The organism is Rhizobium sp. RCC_161_2 (assembly GCF_041355235.1).
Lineage (GTDB): Bacteria > Pseudomonadota > Alphaproteobacteria > Rhizobiales > Rhizobiaceae > Rhizobium.
On record NZ_JBFUPL010000016.1, the window covers coordinates 51038 to 67980 of the forward strand.

Genomic DNA, 16943 nt, shown 5'->3' on the forward strand with positions numbered 1-16943 from the left:
GGGCATTATCTCCGTGATGAAGGAGGAAGCTGATCGGTGACGAAGGCCGGGCGGCGCTAGTCTCCCACTAGGTCCCCAGCCAGATGTCGTAGGCATTTTCGGGCAGTTGCTTGAACGGGCGGAACCCGACCCCGCGCACCCTTGTCGATGCGGCGATCTGGTCTTCCGGGACGTAGAGCGGCAGGCCAAAGGCCTGCTCGACGATGGCGAAGCGCTGGAGGTCGGCGTAGGTGGCGAAGCGTTCCTTGGCATCCAGCGTGGAGGCTGCCTTGTTCAGCCAGGCAAGAACCTCAGGCGCCTCGGTTCGGCTGTAGTTGATCGAGCCGCCCTGGTCCGGCGGCAGGTAGTGGAAATAGATGGTGACCGCGTTCCCCTGGTTGGTCGTCGAATTGGGAATGGCGCCGTATTTTCCGCTCTTCTGCCGCTCGCTATAGGTGCCGGAATCGACATTGTTCAGGATGAGTTCGATGCCCGCGCTTTGCCGGGCCTGGGCCTGCAATGCCTGCAACAGCACATCGCGCTGATCGCGCAGCGTCACCTGCGCCTGCACGATCTCGATCGACAGGCGCGCGCCGTCCTTGGTGCGAAAGCCGTCGGCATCGCGCGCAGTCCAGCCCGCCTCGTCCAGCAACTGATTGGCAAGCTTCGGATCGAAGCCATAGCTGCCCTCGATGCTCGCGTCGTAAAAATCCTTGTCCGCCGGCGTCAGGACGCCCCAGGCGCGTGTGCGCTCGCGGCGATAGACGGAGTCGACAATCTGGCCGACATCGGTCGCAGCGATTACCGCCTTGCGCACCCTGACGTCCTTGGTCGGGCCGTAGGTGGTGTTGAGATAGAGTGTATAGGGCGTGCCGGGATTGAGCGCGCTCTGGTAGGTGAAATCGGAATTGTCCTTGAAGAGAGCGGCATCGTTGCCGGAAATCCCCTCGATGACATCGACCTGTCCGGAGATGAGCGCGCCGGTGCGGACCGAGGATTCCGACAGGAAACGATAGGTCACCTCATCGAGATAGGCCGGCCCCTGATGCCCGGCACTTGCCGGCGCCCATTTGTAATCCGGATTTCGAACGAAATGGATCTCCTGGCCCCTGACATAACGGTCGAGGATGAAAGGTCCGGTGCCGGCGATCTCCGGACCGCCAGACTTGATCTGCGTGGAGGCAAAGGCGCGCGGCGACAGGATATCGATGCTGGCCACGCCGTCGAGAAACGGCGCGTAGACCCGATCGAGCTTCAAGACGACAGTGTGCTGATCTGCCGCCTTGGCTTCCATGACATAGGAGAGATAGCCGGCGCTGATGCTGCCCGAATAGAGCGGCTCCTTCAGCTTGGTGAAATTCAGCACCACGGCCGCGGCATCGAGCTTCTCGCCGTCGCTGAAGGTGACGTCCTCGCGCAGCTTGAACGTATAGGTCTTGCCGTCGTCGGAAATCTCGTAGCCGGCCGCGAGCCAGGGAACATATCCGCCGTCGGCGGTCCGTGCCAGCAGGGATTCATAGGCGTTGCGCAGCACGAGCTTGGCCTTGGCCTGACCGTTGAGATGCGGGTTCAGCGTATTTGGCTCGGTTTCGACGCCATAAACGAGCGAACCGCCCTTGACCGGCACTGCATTGCTTCCAGCCCACGCCGCTCGGTGACCGATAGCCACCGTCAAGGCGACGACGCCCGCCGTTCCTATAAAACCTCTTCTCGTTACCGCCATGCCCCAGCCCCTCAATGCCCTTGAATGTCGATCGGCCGCTACTACGCCTGCGCCAGCAGCTGCGGCTCGAAGCGCTTGTATTCGGCGACTTCCAGCGTCTCGTAGATGTCCGGATTGAGGATCTTGCGCAGGAGGACGATCTCTTCGTCGTTCTTGGTGTGCTTGTAGAAGCCCTCGTAGCCCCGGCGCTCATAGATGCCGGCGAGCCATGGATGCCGGGTGGCGGTCGCGAGATAGACGGCCGGCGCCTTGATCTGGTCGCGCAAGAAGGTCAGCTCCACATGATCGAGCAGAGCGCTGCCGATCGATTGCCGCTTGAAGTCCGGCGAAACGGCAAACCAGTGGATGAACGGGTAGCTCGTCAGATGCGTTTCGCCCATCGGCCAGGGAAAGCGGACGGAGACCGTGGCGATGATCGCCGCGTCGCGCTCGACAACGAAAGTCGTATGACGGCGAACCTTCTCTCGAACCAGATCGACGTCGGCCGTGGTCGCGGTGAACTGGATGTTCATCTCGCGCAATGGCTGATAGGCGGCCTGCAACAGGCGATGCAGGACCGGCGCGTCGTCGACCGTGGCGATGCGAATGCTGTCACTCATCGTTGGACGGCCTCCCGTGCCGCGTGGATTGTGCTGTCACCGACGCTGGTGCGGCCGCGAATGAAGCGGATGCGGCCATCCCAAAAGTCGGCTTGCTGTTGGAGGAGATGCGTCATGCGGCAACAGCGAGATGGGTCGCCGCCAGAAGGTCGATCGAGATGAGGCGCGCTTGCGCCTCGGCGACGGGACAATCGAGAATAAATTCGCTGATCCCATAGCGTCGGTGAAGCCGATCGAGTTCGCCATGGATATGCGTGGCGGTGCCGCGAATGACACCAGGCATCTTCTCCTCGATCCGGTAGTCGGTCACGCCGGCCTGCCGGATATATTCTTCCGCCTGGCCAAGGCTGCCGACCGTGACGCTCTGACCGTTCGTCACCTCCACCTTGAAGCGTCTGAGGTCGCCGGCAAGACGCTCTGCCGCCGCATCGGTTTCGGCGGCGATCACGCCAATGGCAAGCCGCGGGATCTTTCCGCCGCTCGCGTCGCGATAGGTCGCGAGCACCTTGTCGAGCAAGGCTTCGTCGCCGTTGAGATGCCCCGCATAAACGAACTCCCAGCCGTGAGTAGCCGCCAGCTCCGCGCTCTCGATGCTGGCACCGAGCAGAAAGCGCTTCGCCGGAGTGACCGGCACCGGGTAGGCTCGAAGGCCAGCCTTCGGATCGTCCTCGGCCGCCTCATCGCCAAGGAAGGCACCGAGTTCGGCCAATTGCTCGGCGAATGTCGGCTTGCGCGCCGGATCATAGGCGCCCTGCAGCGCCCGGGTCGATAAAGGAAGGCCGCCGGGTGCTTTTCCGACGCCAAGGTCGACGCGGCCAGGAGCCAGCGTTGCCAAGAGATTGAAGTTTTCGGCAACCTTATAAGCGCTGTAGTGCTGTAGCATCACGCCGCCGGAGCCTATCCTGATGCGGGATGTATGTGCGAGCAGGAATGCGATCAGCACTTCCGGGGAAGAGCTCGCAAGTCGCGCATTGTTATGATGTTCGGCGACCCAGAAACGATGGAAGCCCCAGCGCTCGGCCTGCTGCGCCAGGATAAGCGTCCGGGCCAATGCCGTACTCGCTTCCTCCGGTCCATCAATCGGACTTTTGTCGAGCAAACTCAACGCGTAACTCATCTAATCCGCCATCAAACTTTTCAATTATCTATTTAATCTATATGTTTAATGGTCTAAATTGCCGAGGAACGAAATTCCAATATAAGCGGGTGGCGAAGAATGTCTTTCGGCCTATCTGACACTGCCCTTCAAGGCGTCTGTTTCGGCCGCCAGCGAAGCAGATAGGATTCCAGGACATGCGCCAGACGATTTAACGAGAACCCGACAAGGCCTAGAACGAGAACGCCGACCATCACGAGGGCCATGTCGAACCGTTCTCGGCCGGCGATGACCAGACCGCCGACGCCGCGTCCGACGGCAAGGAAATATTCAGCCCCGACCGTCGCAAGCCAAGCATAGATCAGCCCGAGATGTACGCCCGTCGCGGTCGATGGCATGGCGGACGGAAGATAGATGCGCAGCACCCGCTGCCGTGCGTTGAATTTCAAAGCGCGGCCGACCTCGATCAGGTCCTCGGGCGCATCCCGCATGCCGTCATAGGTATTGAGGGCGATGGGAATGAAAGATGCCAGCGCCACGAAGACGATCTTTGCCTGCTCGCCGAAGCCGAACCAGACGGAGATCAGCGGGATCCAGGCGAGAAGCGAGATCTGTTTCAAGCCGTTGAAGGTTGGCGTCAGCAGCCTGTCGGCAATGCGCGAGAGCGCCAGGAACGTGCCGAACACGATCCCGATAACGCAGCCGATTAGAAATCCGGCAATATTGCGCATCAGGCTGAAGCCGAGTTCGCCGATCAGATCATTGTCGAACAACTCGCGCTTGGCGGTGCGGGCAACCTCTTCCAGTGATGGCAGAAAGCGTGGGTCGGCAAGACCGGTGCGACTCGACACTTCCCAGGCAACGAACATCAGGATCGGCAAGGTGATGCCACGGCGAAACCGGACTGCCCTGCTTGCGGTGGCCATGGTCAGATCTCCTGCCGCTTCCAGCGCTGGAGCAGCACCTCGGTGCGATCCAGGCTCTTGTCCATGATGAAACCAACGAGGCCGATGGCGATCATCGCAACGATGACGGTATCCAGCCAGAACATCTGCCGTCCCCAGACCAGCAGGTAGCCAAGCCCTTCGGAAGAAGCCAGAAGTTCCACCCCGACAAGCGAGGTCCAGGAATGGGTGAGGCCGTAGCGGATGCCGGTGAATATCGAAGGCACGGCACCCGGCAGTACGATCAGCCGCAAGGTCTGCCAACGGCTGAAACGCAAGGCACGGCCGACCTCAAGATACCTAGGGGAAACGCCGCGAATGCCCGTCAGCGTGTTCAACGTCATCGGCACGATCGCGCCCTTGGCGATGATGATGATCTTCAGGGTCTCGTCAATGCCGACGAACAGCATGAGGAGCGGGATCCAGCCGAGTGTCGGAATCTGCGCGAAGGCTAAGAACAGCGGCTTGACATAATCCTCGACCCGTTCCGAAAGGCCCATCGATATGCCGAGAACCAGGCCGGCGCTGGCGCCGATGGCAAAGCCGATAATAACGCGGCGCAGGCTGACCCCCGTATGGTAGAGAAGCTCGCCGCTGACGATCAGGTCCCGTGCCGCCTGATAGACATAGTCGGGCGGCGGCAGGATCTGTTGTGGCAGCCAGCCCCTGGCGGAGGCGACCCACCAGAGGACCAACAGTGCAAGCGGAACAACTAGAGCCGTAGTCCCGATCGCAAGACGCCTGCGCCATGGAGCGGGAAGCCGGATGCCGGCATGCGCGGCAGTCTCGAAAAACGCGGCCATGCCCGCTCCCTTTACTCTGTTTTCAAGGCCCGCGATCAGGACGCGACCGGCTTTCCGTCAGCGCCATAGGGCTGCCAGAATGTCTTCAGGCCGAGCTTTTCCAGCGCATTATTGAGGTATTTGGGCTCGAACCAGCCATTGAGATCGACATCACGACGAATAAGGCCGTATTCCTTGCTCTTCACCGCCTGCTCCTTGTACTGCGAGACCAGCAGGTCATCGATCAGCGGCGAATTGCGGTAGACGAGCGTATCGTTGCGGAAATACTCCTCAAGGATCGGGATTTCCGTGCCGGATTTGTGCCAGAGCTCAAAAAGGGCTGCTCGGTTGGGCTCCTCCGAGGACCATTGCGCCGCCTTGACGAAAGCATCGACGACCCGCTGTGTGATTTCGGGGTGAGCGTCGATAAACGCTTCGCGCGCGACGATGCCGGCATTGCGGCCGAAGCGGGGATCGTCGCCCTTCGTCGTATAGATGAGGTCGGCGCTGCCCTTGGCGGCGAGATTGATGAGCTGGGTGTCGCCGAAGGCGGCATCGATATCCTTGCTGACAAGCGCTGCCACCGTTCCGGCACTATCGAGATTGATCACCTGGAGGTCACGCTCCTTCAGTCCATGCGCCTCCAGAATCTTAATCGCGGCCAGGTGGCCGTTGGTGCCGCGCTGCAGGGCGATCTTGCGGCCCTTCAGATCTTCGATCTTCTTGATGCCGGAATCCTTGGCAACGGCCAGATAGAGCGGCTTGCGCGCCCCGCTGGCGAGAAGATATTTGGTCTTGAGACCGGTGGCCCGTCCAATCAGCGCTGGTAGATCGCCCTGATAGGCAAAGTCGAGCTGGTTGTTAGCAAACCCCTCGTTCACCGCCGGGCCGGCGCCCTTGAAGAAAGTCCATTCGATCTTGACGTTGGGATCGTTGGCGAATTCCTTTTCCAGATATTCGCCGGCACGCGCCGTCGCCGCCGAGGTCCCTTCCGAATAGGGACGGTTGTCGACGCCGATTGCGGCGTAGCCGATATGGATGACCAGCGGCTCTTCCGCCTGGGCGGATGCGGCAAACATGCCCAATGCAAGGGCCACGCCAGCGGCAAGGCGGGAAATAGATACCAGTTTCATAAAGCTACTCCGTTTCCTGATTTATCTGACGGCGGCGATGGCCGGTCTGGCATCTGCCGGGCGTTGCCCTCCCCCCGGCGAAACCGCACGGAGACTTGGCGAGGAATGCGTCGTCGCATTGAGGCTTTCCAGAACGCGGTTGCGCACCTCGGTCAGTGCTGGCGAGGTCCTCGCGCGCAGTCGCGGCAAATCCACCGGAACGATCTCGCGGATGCGGCCGGGTCGCGGCGACATGACGACGACGCGATCACCGAGATAGGCCGCCTCGTCGACATCATGTGTCACCAGCACCATGGTGATGCGCTCCTTCGCCCAGATCTCCTGCAACTCGTCCTGGAGCCGCGCCTTGGTGATGGCATCGAGCGCGCCGAAGGGTTCGTCGAGGAACAGCACATCAGGACGATTGACCAAACCGCGGGCAATGCCGGCACGCTGCGCCATGCCGCCCGAAAGTTGGTGCGGATAGGCCTTGGCGAAACCGGAAAGCCCGACCAGCTCCAGATGCTCTTCGACGAGCCTCTTCTTGTCCGCCTTGCTGTGTCCGGAATTTTCCAGACCGAGCGCCACATTGCGGGCAACCGTCAGCCACGGGAACAATCGGGGCTCCTGGAAGACGATGCCACGATCGAGGCTCGGTTCGGTGACGGGCTTTCCCGCATGGGTGATCGAGCCGGAGGTGGCGGTATCCAGCCCGGCACCGAGACGCAGCAACGTCGATTTTCCGCAGCCGCTGGCGCCAACAATGGTGACGAACTCGCCCTCGGCAATGTCGAGACTGACATCGTCGAGCGCCGTCAGGCTTTCGCCATTGACCTGGAACCGCCGCGTCACATGGCTGATCTTCAGATGCAAAGGATCGCTCATTCTTCCCTGTCCCCCATTCGGCGGCGATGGCCGGTCGGCTAAAGGGAGGCTCTGCGCCTGAGCTGGCGTTTCTTGCCAGTCATCGTTCTCTCCCCAGTAGAGTCAGGAGAGGCTAGCAGTAAATATTATAATCTATAGAAATTATATTCTATTTAAGCGAGCCGCTTCGGATTTTGTCATCGCTGGCGACGCCCACAGCACGGACAATGTTCCATGAGGATTGATCAGGAGCCGGATGCGTGCACGCGTCTTGAGCTCAACATGGCGATCAGGAAAGAATTTCTTCTCACGAGATCAAATAGATATTGCTGGACTTGCGGCATCAGTCGCCGAACCCTCACACATGATGCAAAGCAGGGCCGCCAGGGCCAGATGCGTGAGGCAACCATGTCCTTCGAACCGGATACAACAGATCCCCTGGTCGCCAGGGCCGTCGAGTTGCGGCGAATATTTGATCGCGACGCCGTTCAGCGCGACAAGCAAGGCGGCAGGCCCGTCGAACAGATCCGCCTATTGAAGGAAAGCGGGCTGCCATCGGAGCAAATTCCGCGGCACTATGGCGGACAGGGAGCGTCCTGGCTCTCCATCCTGCGGGTCGTGCGGGAATTCGCCCGCACCGACGGCTCGCTGGCCCATCTTTTCGGATATCACCATCTTCCGCTCAATCTCGTTCTTTTTCGTGGCTCGAGCGCGCAGAAGGATCATTGGCTGCGCGCCGCGGCCGCAGGGAACCTGATCTGGGGCAATTCCGGCAATGCCATGTCGAAGACATCGTCGGGAAGGCGCATCGACAATGGCTGGATCGTCAGCGGCAAGCGCCCCTTTTCTTCCGGTTCCCATATCGCCGACTATATTCAGATCTCATGGGAGAACCCGGAGGGCGAGCGCATCACCGCCGCCGTTCCGACCGGCCGTGATGGCATCGTCATCGAGGACGATTGGGACGGGATCGGCCAGCGCCAGACTGGCAGCGGCACGGTCAGCTTCCACAATGTCGAAGTCCTCGACGACGAGGTGATTAGTGCGCCGAATGTACCGCTGACGCCCTATACGTCGCTGATCTCCCTGTTGCAGCAGAGCGTACTGCTCAACGTCTTCGTCGGTAGCGCCCAGGGCGCGCTTGACGAGGGGCAGAACTATACGACGACATCGTCACGCCCCTGGATCTATTCCGGCGTCGAGAAGCACAGCGACGATCCCTGGATCAAGCGGCAGTATGGCGATCTCTACATCAAGACGCTGGCGGCAACCGAACTTGCCGACAAGGCGGCCCGGAGCCTGGATGAAGCCTTCAATCAGGGGCCAAGCCTATCGCACGAGGATCGCGGTATCGCGGCCATCGACGTCGCCACGGCAAATGTCTATGCGGGCGAAATCGGGCTCGCCGTCTCCAGCGAAATCTTCGAGGTCATGGGCGCGCGCTCGGCCACCAACGCCAATGGCTACGACCGTTTCTGGCGCAACGTCCGCACCCACACCCTGCACAATCCCGCCGAATACAAGAAACGCACCGTCGGCACCTGGTTGCTGACCGGCGAGTTTCCCATACCGGCAATGTACCGCTGAAAGGACCCTCCATGGCAAGACGCAAGGACAAGATCAAGCTCGGCGCCTTCCTGTTGTTCACCGGCCATCATGTAGCCGCCTGGCGGCATCCGCAGGCATCGGTCGGCACCGAATTCGAGAACTATATCGAGCTCGCCAAGCTGGCGGAGGCTGCGAAGTTCGATGCGATCTTCTTTGCCGACGGCGTGGCCGCGCGGCTGAAGGATGTTGATGCGGCGAGCCGCAAGGCGCATAGCGGCGTCTATCCGTTCGAGCCGATCACGCTGCTTTCGGCGCTTTCCAGCGTCACCAAGAATATCGGGCTGATCGCAACTGCCTCCACCAGCTACTCCGATCCCTATAATCTGGCGCGGCAGTTCGGATCGCTCGACCGGTTGAGCGGCGGGCGTGCGGGCTGGAATCTGGTGACGTCGTCCGATCCCGACGCCGCCTATAATTTCGGCCACGATACGCAAATCCTGCATGGTGACCGCTACGACCGCGCGGAGGAATTCGCCGACGTCGTGCTTGGCCTCTGGGATAGCTGGGACGACGACGCCTTCGTCCGCGATCGTGAGAGCGGCCGCTATTTCGACCCCGAGAAATTGCATCGGCTCGAACACAAGGGCCTGCATTTCAAGGTTCGCGGGCCGCTGAACATTCCGCGCTCGCCGCAAGGTCGGCCGGTCGTGGTGCAGGCCGGCGCCTCCGAACCAGGCAAGGAGCTCGCCGCCCGAACGGCGGAAGCGATCTTTGCCGCACAGATCACCCTTGAGGAAGCCACCGCCTTTTACGCGGACGTCAAAGGACGGCTCGCCAAATTCGGCCGCTCGCACGACGACCTCAAGATCCTGCCGGGTATCTTCCCGGTGATCGGACGAAGCGAAGCGGAGGCGCAAGAGAAATTCGAGGCGCTGCAGGAATTGATCCAGCCGGAGGTCGGCCTCAATCTCCTGTCGCAGTTGAGTGGTGTCGATTTGAGATCTTATCCGCTCGACGGCCCTGTGCCGCTTGACCCGCCGGTCACCAATGCCGGCAAGAGCCGGCAGGAACTACTGCTTGATCTTGCCCGACGCGAAAACCTGACCATTCGCCAGCTCTATCTGCGCATCGCCGGGGCGCGCGGCCATTGGCAGGTCGCCGGCACGCCGACGCAGATCGCCGACGTGCTGGAAGAGCGCTTCGAAAACTATGGCGCCGACGGCTTCAACATCATGGCGCCGATCATGCCGGGCGGTCTGGCCGATTTCATCAATCTCGTCGTGCCGGACCTGCGCCGCCGTGGCCTGTTCCGCCAGGAATACGAGGGGTCGACGCTACGCGAAAATCTCGGGCTGAAGCGCCCGCCCAATCGCTTTTCCGCTGGCAATGCGGTCGCAGCAGAATAGGAGAAGACCAATGGCGCGTGACAAGCTGTTCCTGATTTCACCGGGGTTTTCCGATCCCAAACACCCCGGCACCACCTTCGCCTGCCCCCATTGCAACGCGATCGAGGGTCTGCTCGCCAGCTTTCCCGTTCTCGCAGCCAGAATCGATGTTGAGCGCGTTCCCTTCGCCCGGCCACGCCAAAAGGTGATCGATGCCATCGGCGAGGAAAACCAGTCCCTGCCGGTTCTCATTCTTGCGGGCGAAGCACCTGCCGACGCCGGAGATCGGAATGGAACCCGCTTCGTCAGCGCGACGGATCGCATTCTAGAGTTGTTGTCCGAGCGGCACGGTTTTCCGCGTCTCCATAAGTGAAGGGGAATGAAGCATGACCGTGAAACCCGCCGGCTTCGAACTGCCCCTCCTTTCGCCAACTCTCTTCGCACCGGATACGACGAACCCGTACCTCGCCAAGGCGGTGGAACTACGCGACATCTTCGCCCGCGATGCGATCGAGCGGGACCAACAGGGTGGCAGGCCGGAAGAGCAGGTCAGGCTCCTGAAGGAAAGCGGGCTCGTCAATCTGTTGATCCCCAGGGAATTCGGTGGGATCGGCGAGCGCTATTCAACGGCCATGCGGATCGTCCGCGAATTCGCCAAGGTGGATGGGTCGATCGGACACCTCTACGGCTATCATTTCAGCCCATTGCAGAACACCGTTACCGCCAGTTCTGATAGCTATTCAGCGGGCATTCTGCGCCGCTCTGCGGCGGGACGATGGTTCTGGGGCAATACGACCAACAGCTTCTCCAAGAGCCTTTTCGGCCGGCGGGAATCGGATGGCGGGGCCGTCCTCAACGGCTTCCGACCCTTTGCTTCCGGATCACATGTCGCCGATTACCTGACGGTCGCCTGGGAGGATGAGGAGACGAACCAGCGCAGCACCGCCTATATCCCGCCAAGCCGCGAAGGGATCACCATTGCCGACGATTGGGACGGCATCGGCCAACGGCAGACGGGCAGCGGCAAGGTCTTCTACAAGGACGTGAAGATCGGGGCCGACGAGATTTTGCCGGAGCGGCCGCGTGACGCAATCGCCTTGTTGACGCCGATGCAACAGCAGAGCGTATTGCTCAACGTCTTCATCGGCAGCGCCCAGGGTGCCTTGATTGCGGCGCGCGACTATACCATCACCAAATCGCGGCCCTGGATCCATTCCGGCGTCGAACGCCATCAGGACGACCCCTGGATCAAGCGGCAATATGGCGAACTCTGGATCAAGGTACAGGCGGCAACGGCGCTTGCCGACCGGGCACTGACGGCACTGGACGACGCCTATGCCAAGGGGACGAATCTAACGGCCGAGGATCGCGGCAAGACGACGATCGCCGTTGCTTCAGCCAATGTCCTGGCAGGCCGTGTCGCTCTGGAGGTGACCAGCGAGATCTTCGAGGTGATGGGCGCACGCTCGGCCGTCAGGCCCTATGGCTTCGACCGCTTCTGGCGCAACGTCCGCATCCACACACTTCACAACCCCGCTGAATACAAGACGCGTAACGTCGGAAACTGGTTTCTGACCGGCGAGTTTCCTGAGCCGGGGATCTTCCAATGAACGCGAAACGGCAGTTGCACCTGAACATCAACATCCTGCATTCCGGCTTTTCGCCGGCGGCCTGGCGAATGGAGGGAAGCGATCCCCGCGCCTCCTTCGATATCAACCATTATGTCAACGTTGCCCGCGTCGCCGAGCGCGGCACCTTCGATGCGATCTTCCTTGCCGACCAGGCGGCCATTTCCGATCGCGTCGATTTCCGTCCGTTGACATCGCTGGAACCGACGATCGTGCTGGCGACCGTCGCGGCCCATACCGACCGCATCGGCCTCATCGCCACGGCGTCGACCACCTATAACGAGCCCTACAACATCGCCCGCCGCTTCGCGACGCTGGATCATGCGAGCGGCGGTCGCGTGGGCTGGAACATCGTCACCAGCGCCGATCTCTCGCAAAGCCGGAACTTCGGCCTCGAGAAGCCGGTGGCACATGGCAGCCGGTACGAGCGGGCATCCGAATTCACGACGGTCGTGAAAGCATTGTGGGACAGTTGGGAGGAAGAGGCATTTCTCGGCGATGTCGCCACCGGGCGCTTCGTCGATCCCACGCGGGTGCATGCGATCGCTCATCGCGGCAAGCATTTTTCCGTGCATGGCCCGCACAACATCCCGCGCCCACCACAGGGTCACCCCGTTCTCGTTCAGGCCGGTGGCTCCGACGACGGGCGGCAACTCGCGGCCGAGCATGCCGAAGCTGTGTTCTCGGCGTCCCAGTCTTTCGAGGAAGCGCTGGACTATGCCGGTGATCTCAGGGCCCGAGCAGCACGCTTCGGCCGTGCGCCAGACAGCCTGCTGGTGCTCGCCGGTCTCGCCACCATCATCGGCAGCACGGAGGCGGAAGCCAAACGGCGACAGGAAGAGCTGCGCGAACTCATTCCGCTGGAATATAGTCTTGCGCGGCTGTCCGGCGTACTGCAGATCGACCCGAAACGGCTGACGCTCGACGAGCCCTTGCCGGACGATATTCCACTGCCACCTGATGGCGGGCACACCTTCTTTCAGGCAACCCTCGCGCTTGCCCGGCGCGACCAGCTGACCGTGCGTGGCCTCATCCGGGCGCTCAACGGCGGGACAGGACATCGCACCATCATCGGCACGCCGCAGGCGGTCGCCGACGACATCGAGACATGGTTCCGCTCAGGCGCCGCAGACGGCTTCAATCTGATGCCGGATGTTCTGCCGCATGGACTGGAGGTCTTCGTCGACGAAGTCGTGCCGATCCTGCGCCGCCGAGGACTTTTCCGGCAGGACTATGCCGGCCGGACGCTCCGCGATCATCTTGGCCTCCCACGTCCCGCCAATCCCTATGCCATAGCTGCCGCCGAATGAAGGAGAAGACCCTATGACATCCTTAGCTCCCGTCAGGACCGAAGAGGATGATCGCCTGACCGTCCTTGCCACCGAGCGCTATCGCAACGGCCAGCGCCTTTCGGGCGATTGGAACGAGACGCTCGACACGCTGTTGTCACATCGCAGCGTGCGCAATTATCTGCCCAAGGCGGTTCCGGACAGCGTGCTTCATCTGGCGATCGCCGCCGCCCAGTCGGCACCTAGCTCTTCCAATCTGCAAGCCTGGAGCGTGGTCGCCGTTAAGGACGAAGCGCGCAAGAGCAGGCTGAACACGGTTGCCGGCACGCAGCGGCAGATCACGCAGGCACCGCTCCTGTTGATCTGGCTAGCGGATCTTAACCGGCCGCGCAACATAGCTGCCGAGGGCGGCTCATCGGCGGCGGGTCTCGACTATGTCGAAAGTTTCCTGCTCGGGGTCATCGACGCCGCACTCGCCGCGCAGAATGCGGTCTCGGCACTGGAGTCACAGGGACTCGGCACCTGCTATATCGGCGCGATCCGCAACGATCCGGAAGTGGTCGCCCGCGAGCTGGAATTGCCGGAAGGCGTGTTCCCGGTCTTCGGCCTGACTGTCGGCTACCCCGATCCGGCCGTTCCTGCCGGGGTCAAGCCGAGATTGCCGCAGACGACTGTCCTGCATCGTGAACATTACGATACGACACCTCGTCCAGAGGATCTCAGGGATTATAACGCCGCGCTCGGCAGCTTTCAGGCGGAACAGTCCTTGCCGCTCGCGGACTGGACGGAGCTGGTGAAGAACAGGATCGGCACTGTCGAGGCCCTGAAAGGGCGTCATCTCCTCGGCGCTGCCGTGCGCAAACTCGGTTTCAAGCTGAAGTAGAGATTGTCCCTATTCAGCGGCGATAATGCTGAGGTCCGGGCGTGTATTCCATGTCAGGACCTCATCGACCGCCTGCAGCGTCTTCGCCTCCGCCTGCAGCCAGTTGCGGAAGAGATCGACGCGCATTAGGCGCGCCTTGGTGGCCGTTGTCGCGAAGAAATAGGAAAAGCTGACGGGCTGGGGACTGCCGAAGGGGCTAACGAGCCGCCCCGCCCTAAGCTCGGCTTCCGCCAACCGGACCTTGCCGAGACCAAGCCCCTGCCCCGCCAGCGCCGCATCAATGACCAAGGACGATTGGCTGAGACGGAAGCCGCCCTGTGACAGCCGATAGGAAAGTCCTTCCGCCCTCAGCCAGGCATTCCAGTCCGGGCAGGAATGATCGTGCTCCGCGCCATCTTCATGCAGCAGCGGCACCCCTTCGATTGCCTTCGGACCGTTGCGAAGCCAATGCCGCTCGGCGAATTCCGGGCTGCAAATCGGGATGACCGCCTCGGAGAACAGATGATCCACCACGAGACCGGGATAGGCGCCGCTGCCATATCGGATAACACAATCGGCATCGCCGCTGTCGAGATCAGTCAGTTGCGCGGAGGCATCGACCAGAACCTGCAGTCCCGGTGCGGCGCGGCGCAGACCGTCCAGCCGTGGGATCAGCCACTTGCTGGCAAAAGACGGCGCCACGGAAACCCGGATCGGCTGTTCGTGATCACTGGCGGCAAATTGCGTCATTGCGCCGAGCACCGCATCGAAGGCGTCCGTCAGACCGGGCACCAACGCCTGTCCGGCTGATGTCAGCTGCAATTGCCCCCGCGTACGGTGGAAGAGCGGCTGGCCGAGATAGTCCTCGAGCAGGCGAATCTGTTGCCCGACCGCGGCAGACGTCACATGCAGCTCTTCGGCTGCGCGCAGGAAATTCAGGTGCCGCGCTGTGGCGACGAAAGCACGAAGCGACGTCAGCGGAGGCAGACGCGCCAGGGTCGGCTGAATGGATTTTTTCCGGGGGTTCGCGATCGTCATCATAGGGCGATTGCAACACAATCATGCCGGCTTAGACGAGAACGTGCTTTGCGTTTGCCCGCCGCGATGGAAACATTTTCTTTCCCTGAAGCCCCGCTTTGCGGAAGCAAAAACTAAAACTTCGGAATAGTCTATATTTTTACTAGATTACCATCTCTGCCTCAGCGCGTAGCGCGAAGCTTTTCTTTCAAAGACGGTGAGAAAAACATTCTTCCGAATTTCCGGCCTCCGATCTGAAGATAGCACCGGCAGGTCACTGCCGAGAGATCAAGCCTGGGGAAATTCATGAACATCAGAAGACGGCAGTTCAATCAAGTCCTCGCCTTTGCCACCATCTGCACTGTAGCGCCGCTGGGCCGCTTTGCACGAGCCGCCGAGCCGGCAGCCGGGGGAACGCTGACCCTGCTCGTTCAGCCGGAACCGCCAACCCTCGTCACGCTCGCCCACACGGCCGGCCCGACGACGCGCGTCAGCGGCAAGGTGACCGAGGGGCTGCTGGCCTATGGGCTGGAGGACTTCAAGCCCATTCCGCAACTCGCAACGGAATGGCAGGTCAGCGACGACGGCCTCCAATATACGTTCAAACTGCGCCGGGGCGTCAAATGGCATGACGGCAAGGATTTCACCTCGGCTGATGTCGCCTTCTCGATCCTGGCCCTGAAAGAAGTCCATCCGCGCGGCCGCGCCACTTTCTCCAGCGTGACCGAGGTGGCGACGCCGGATGATCATACCGCCATCATCAAGCTCTCCAAGCCCGCGCCCTATCTGCTCGGCGCGCTGCAGGCGAGCGAGTCGCCCATCGTGCCAAAACATGTCTACGAGGGCAGCACGGATCTTCCGGGCAATGCCAATGGTCGCGCGCCAGTTGGCACCGGCCCCTTCATCTTTCGCGAATGGGTGGTTGGAAGCCATGTCATCCTCGACCGCAATCCCGATTACTGGGACAAGGGGCTGCCCTATCTCGACCGGATCGTCATCAAGTTCATTCCCGATGCCAGCGCACGTCTCGCGGCATTGGAGACCGGCGAGGTTGACATCGCCCCGGATACGCCGGTGTCGCTGAGCGAGATCGATCGCATCAAGACGCTGCCGACGCTTTCAGTCGAAGATCGCGGCAACGACTATTCGCCGACCGTCTATCGCATCGAGTTCAACCTCGCGAACAAGTATTTCCAGCACGACAAGGTCCGCCAGGCCATCGCCCATGCGATCGACCGGCAGAAGATCGCCGATATCGCCTTTTACGGCTACGCCATCCCGGCCCCGAGCCCGATCAGCCCTTACCTCAAGACTTTCTATAACCCCGACGTCCCGATCTATGCCTTCGATCAGGCCAAGGCAGAGACGCTTCTGGACGAGGCCGGCTTTCCGCGCGGCGCCGACGGTATCCGCTTCGAGGTGCCGCATGACGTCATGCCCTATGGCGATACCTATAGCCGGATCGGCGACTATCTCCGTGACACGCTCTCAAAAATCGGCATCAAGGTCGATCTTCGTGGCCAGGACGTGCCGACCTGGCTGAAGCGCGTTTATACCGACCGCGATTTCGCCTTCGTGACCGGCGGCATGGGCAATACGTTCGATCCGACCATTGGCGTCCAGCGCCTCTATTGGTCGAAGAACTTCAAGAAGGGCGTGCCCTTCTCGAACGGCTCCGGCTACAACAACCCCGAGATCGACAGCATCTTCGAACAGGCTGCGGTCGAAAACGACCATGCCAAGCGCGTCGAACTCTTCAACCGGATGCAAGTCATCATCGCCACCGACTTGCCCGACATCACCCTGGTGTCGTTCCGGCAGCTGACGATCTTGAATAAGAAAGTCCAGGACCACACTGTCGTCGCCGACGGTCTCTCCGGCAGCCTCTCCAACGCCTACCTCCTCAAGAACGCCTAAGGGCCTGACTTGGGAAGACGATCCGCAGGATCATCAAGCGTCTGCCATATCGCGAGGCCAACTCCAAAAAGCACGAACAGCGGTAGGGGAAGCAAGGTCCGGAGTGCAAACCATGTGTCGGTACTCGTGGTCAAAGCGGCAATGCAGCTGATTGCGACAATGCTAAACGCGCATGCCGCTAATCCAACATATGTCTGT

Annotated in this window: 15 protein-coding genes; 7 read left to right on the plus strand and 8 right to left on the minus strand. The window is 61.3% G+C overall.

The annotated features are described in order from the left end of the window. Window positions 1-67: 67 nt before the first annotated feature. The 7 genes from AB6803_RS28910 to AB6803_RS28940 all read right to left on the minus strand — a co-directional run bounded on the left by AB6803_RS28910 (window position 68) and on the right by AB6803_RS28940 (window position 7120). Window positions 68-1702 carry an ABC transporter substrate-binding protein gene (locus tag AB6803_RS28910; protein WP_047525073.1) on the minus strand — a complete coding sequence of 545 codons (1635 nt, stop codon included), beginning with the start codon at window positions 1700-1702 and terminating at the stop codon, window positions 68-70. 41 nt (window positions 1703-1743) lie between these two features. After that, window positions 1744-2301 carry a GNAT family N-acetyltransferase gene (locus AB6803_RS28915; RefSeq protein WP_012649486.1) on the minus strand — a complete coding sequence of 186 codons (558 nt, stop codon included), beginning with the start codon at window positions 2299-2301 and terminating at the stop codon, window positions 1744-1746. Between the two features lie 112 nt (window positions 2302-2413). Then, complete coding sequence (locus tag AB6803_RS28920) at window positions 2414-3418, minus strand: MsnO8 family LLM class oxidoreductase (protein ID WP_371112128.1); 1005 nt, start codon at window positions 3416-3418, stop codon at window positions 2414-2416. A gap of 128 nt (window positions 3419-3546) precedes the next feature. Then, window positions 3547-4323 carry an ABC transporter permease gene (locus AB6803_RS28925; RefSeq protein ID WP_034522245.1) on the minus strand — a complete coding sequence of 259 codons (777 nt, stop codon included), beginning with the start codon at window positions 4321-4323 and terminating at the stop codon, window positions 3547-3549. 2 nt (window positions 4324-4325) lie between these two features. Continuing rightward, the gene (locus tag AB6803_RS28930; RefSeq protein ID WP_034522247.1) at window positions 4326-5144 is read right to left on the minus strand and encodes an ABC transporter permease; all 819 of its coding nucleotides are present in this window, start codon (window positions 5142-5144) and stop codon (window positions 4326-4328) included. A 35-nt stretch (window positions 5145-5179) separates the two neighbouring features. Continuing rightward, window positions 5180-6256 carry an ABC transporter substrate-binding protein gene (locus AB6803_RS28935; RefSeq protein WP_042471068.1) on the minus strand — a complete coding sequence of 359 codons (1077 nt, stop codon included), beginning with the start codon at window positions 6254-6256 and terminating at the stop codon, window positions 5180-5182. Window positions 6257-6277: 21 nt separating this feature from the next. Next, entirely contained in the window at window positions 6278-7120 is an 843-nt protein-coding gene (locus AB6803_RS28940; protein ID WP_034522250.1) for an ABC transporter ATP-binding protein, read from the minus strand. Window positions 7121-7507: 387 nt separating this feature from the next. On the opposite strand from AB6803_RS28940, the gene AB6803_RS28945 reads away from it, so the two are divergent. From AB6803_RS28945 to AB6803_RS28970, 6 genes are read left to right on the plus strand one after another with little or no spacing between them, the layout of a single operon-like run. Further along, on the plus strand, window positions 7508-8686 hold the full coding sequence (locus tag AB6803_RS28945; RefSeq protein ID WP_371112129.1) for an acyl-CoA dehydrogenase family protein: 1179 nt from the start codon (window positions 7508-7510) through the stop codon (window positions 8684-8686). A gap of 11 nt (window positions 8687-8697) precedes the next feature. Next, on the plus strand, window positions 8698-10053 hold the full coding sequence (locus AB6803_RS28950; RefSeq protein WP_371112130.1) for an LLM class flavin-dependent oxidoreductase: 1356 nt from the start codon (window positions 8698-8700) through the stop codon (window positions 10051-10053). Window positions 10054-10063: 10 nt separating this feature from the next. Next, window positions 10064-10405 (plus strand): DUF3088 domain-containing protein, encoded by a 342-nt coding sequence (locus AB6803_RS28955; RefSeq protein WP_371112131.1) that lies wholly within the window; start codon window positions 10064-10066, stop codon window positions 10403-10405. Window positions 10406-10418: 13 nt separating this feature from the next. Then, window positions 10419-11642, plus strand: coding sequence for an acyl-CoA dehydrogenase family protein (locus AB6803_RS28960; RefSeq protein ID WP_371112132.1), 1224 nt, complete (start codon window positions 10419-10421; stop codon window positions 11640-11642). Further along, the gene (locus AB6803_RS28965) at window positions 11639-12970 is read left to right on the plus strand and encodes an LLM class flavin-dependent oxidoreductase (protein ID WP_034522256.1); all 1332 of its coding nucleotides are present in this window, start codon (window positions 11639-11641) and stop codon (window positions 12968-12970) included. Before AB6803_RS28960 ends, AB6803_RS28965 begins: the two co-directional genes overlap by 4 nt. A gap of 13 nt (window positions 12971-12983) precedes the next feature. Continuing rightward, on the plus strand, window positions 12984-13832 hold the full coding sequence (locus AB6803_RS28970; RefSeq protein WP_065707418.1) for an NADPH-dependent oxidoreductase: 849 nt from the start codon (window positions 12984-12986) through the stop codon (window positions 13830-13832). Between the two features lie 9 nt (window positions 13833-13841). Here the strand turns inward: AB6803_RS28970 and AB6803_RS28975 are convergent, their stop codons facing one another. Further along, window positions 13842-14852, minus strand: coding sequence for a LysR substrate-binding domain-containing protein (locus AB6803_RS28975; protein WP_034522259.1), 1011 nt, complete (start codon window positions 14850-14852; stop codon window positions 13842-13844). Between the two features lie 282 nt (window positions 14853-15134). Between AB6803_RS28975 and AB6803_RS28980 the strand changes: the two genes are divergently transcribed. Then, window positions 15135-16745, plus strand: coding sequence for an ABC transporter substrate-binding protein (locus tag AB6803_RS28980; protein ID WP_371112133.1), 1611 nt, complete (start codon window positions 15135-15137; stop codon window positions 16743-16745). Window positions 16746-16943: the final 198 nt, after the last annotated feature.

Bases quoted from the DNA above. Each gene is read 5' to 3' on its own strand.
- AB6803_RS28975 (WP_034522259.1), bottom strand. From the start codon at position 14,852: ATGATGACGATCGCGAACCCCCGGAAAAAATCCATTCAGCCGACCCTG.
- AB6803_RS28925 (WP_034522245.1), bottom strand. From the start codon at position 4,323: ATGGCCACCGCAAGCAGGGCAGTCCGGTTTCGCCGTGGCATCACCTTG.
- AB6803_RS28915 (WP_012649486.1), bottom strand. From the start codon at position 2,301: ATGAGTGACAGCATTCGCATCGCCACGGTCGACGACGCGCCGGTCCTG.
- AB6803_RS28970 (WP_065707418.1), top strand. From the start codon at position 12,984: ATGACATCCTTAGCTCCCGTCAGGACCGAAGAGGATGATCGCCTGACC.
- AB6803_RS28955 (WP_371112131.1), top strand. From the start codon at position 10,064: ATGGCGCGTGACAAGCTGTTCCTGATTTCACCGGGGTTTTCCGATCCC.
- AB6803_RS28930 (WP_034522247.1), bottom strand. From the start codon at position 5,144: ATGGCCGCGTTTTTCGAGACTGCCGCGCATGCCGGCATCCGGCTTCCC.
- AB6803_RS28980 (WP_371112133.1), top strand. From the start codon at position 15,135: ATGAACATCAGAAGACGGCAGTTCAATCAAGTCCTCGCCTTTGCCACC.
- AB6803_RS28920 (WP_371112128.1), bottom strand. From the start codon at position 3,418: ATGAGTTACGCGTTGAGTTTGCTCGACAAAAGTCCGATTGATGGACCG.
- AB6803_RS28960 (WP_371112132.1), top strand. From the start codon at position 10,419: ATGACCGTGAAACCCGCCGGCTTCGAACTGCCCCTCCTTTCGCCAACT.
- AB6803_RS28910 (WP_047525073.1), bottom strand. From the start codon at position 1,702: ATGGCGGTAACGAGAAGAGGTTTTATAGGAACGGCGGGCGTCGTCGCC.
- AB6803_RS28935 (WP_042471068.1), bottom strand. From the start codon at position 6,256: ATGAAACTGGTATCTATTTCCCGCCTTGCCGCTGGCGTGGCCCTTGCA.
- AB6803_RS28945 (WP_371112129.1), top strand. From the start codon at position 7,508: ATGTCCTTCGAACCGGATACAACAGATCCCCTGGTCGCCAGGGCCGTC.
- AB6803_RS28940 (WP_034522250.1), bottom strand. From the start codon at position 7,120: ATGAGCGATCCTTTGCATCTGAAGATCAGCCATGTGACGCGGCGGTTC.
- AB6803_RS28950 (WP_371112130.1), top strand. From the start codon at position 8,698: ATGGCAAGACGCAAGGACAAGATCAAGCTCGGCGCCTTCCTGTTGTTC.
- AB6803_RS28965 (WP_034522256.1), top strand. From the start codon at position 11,639: ATGAACGCGAAACGGCAGTTGCACCTGAACATCAACATCCTGCATTCC.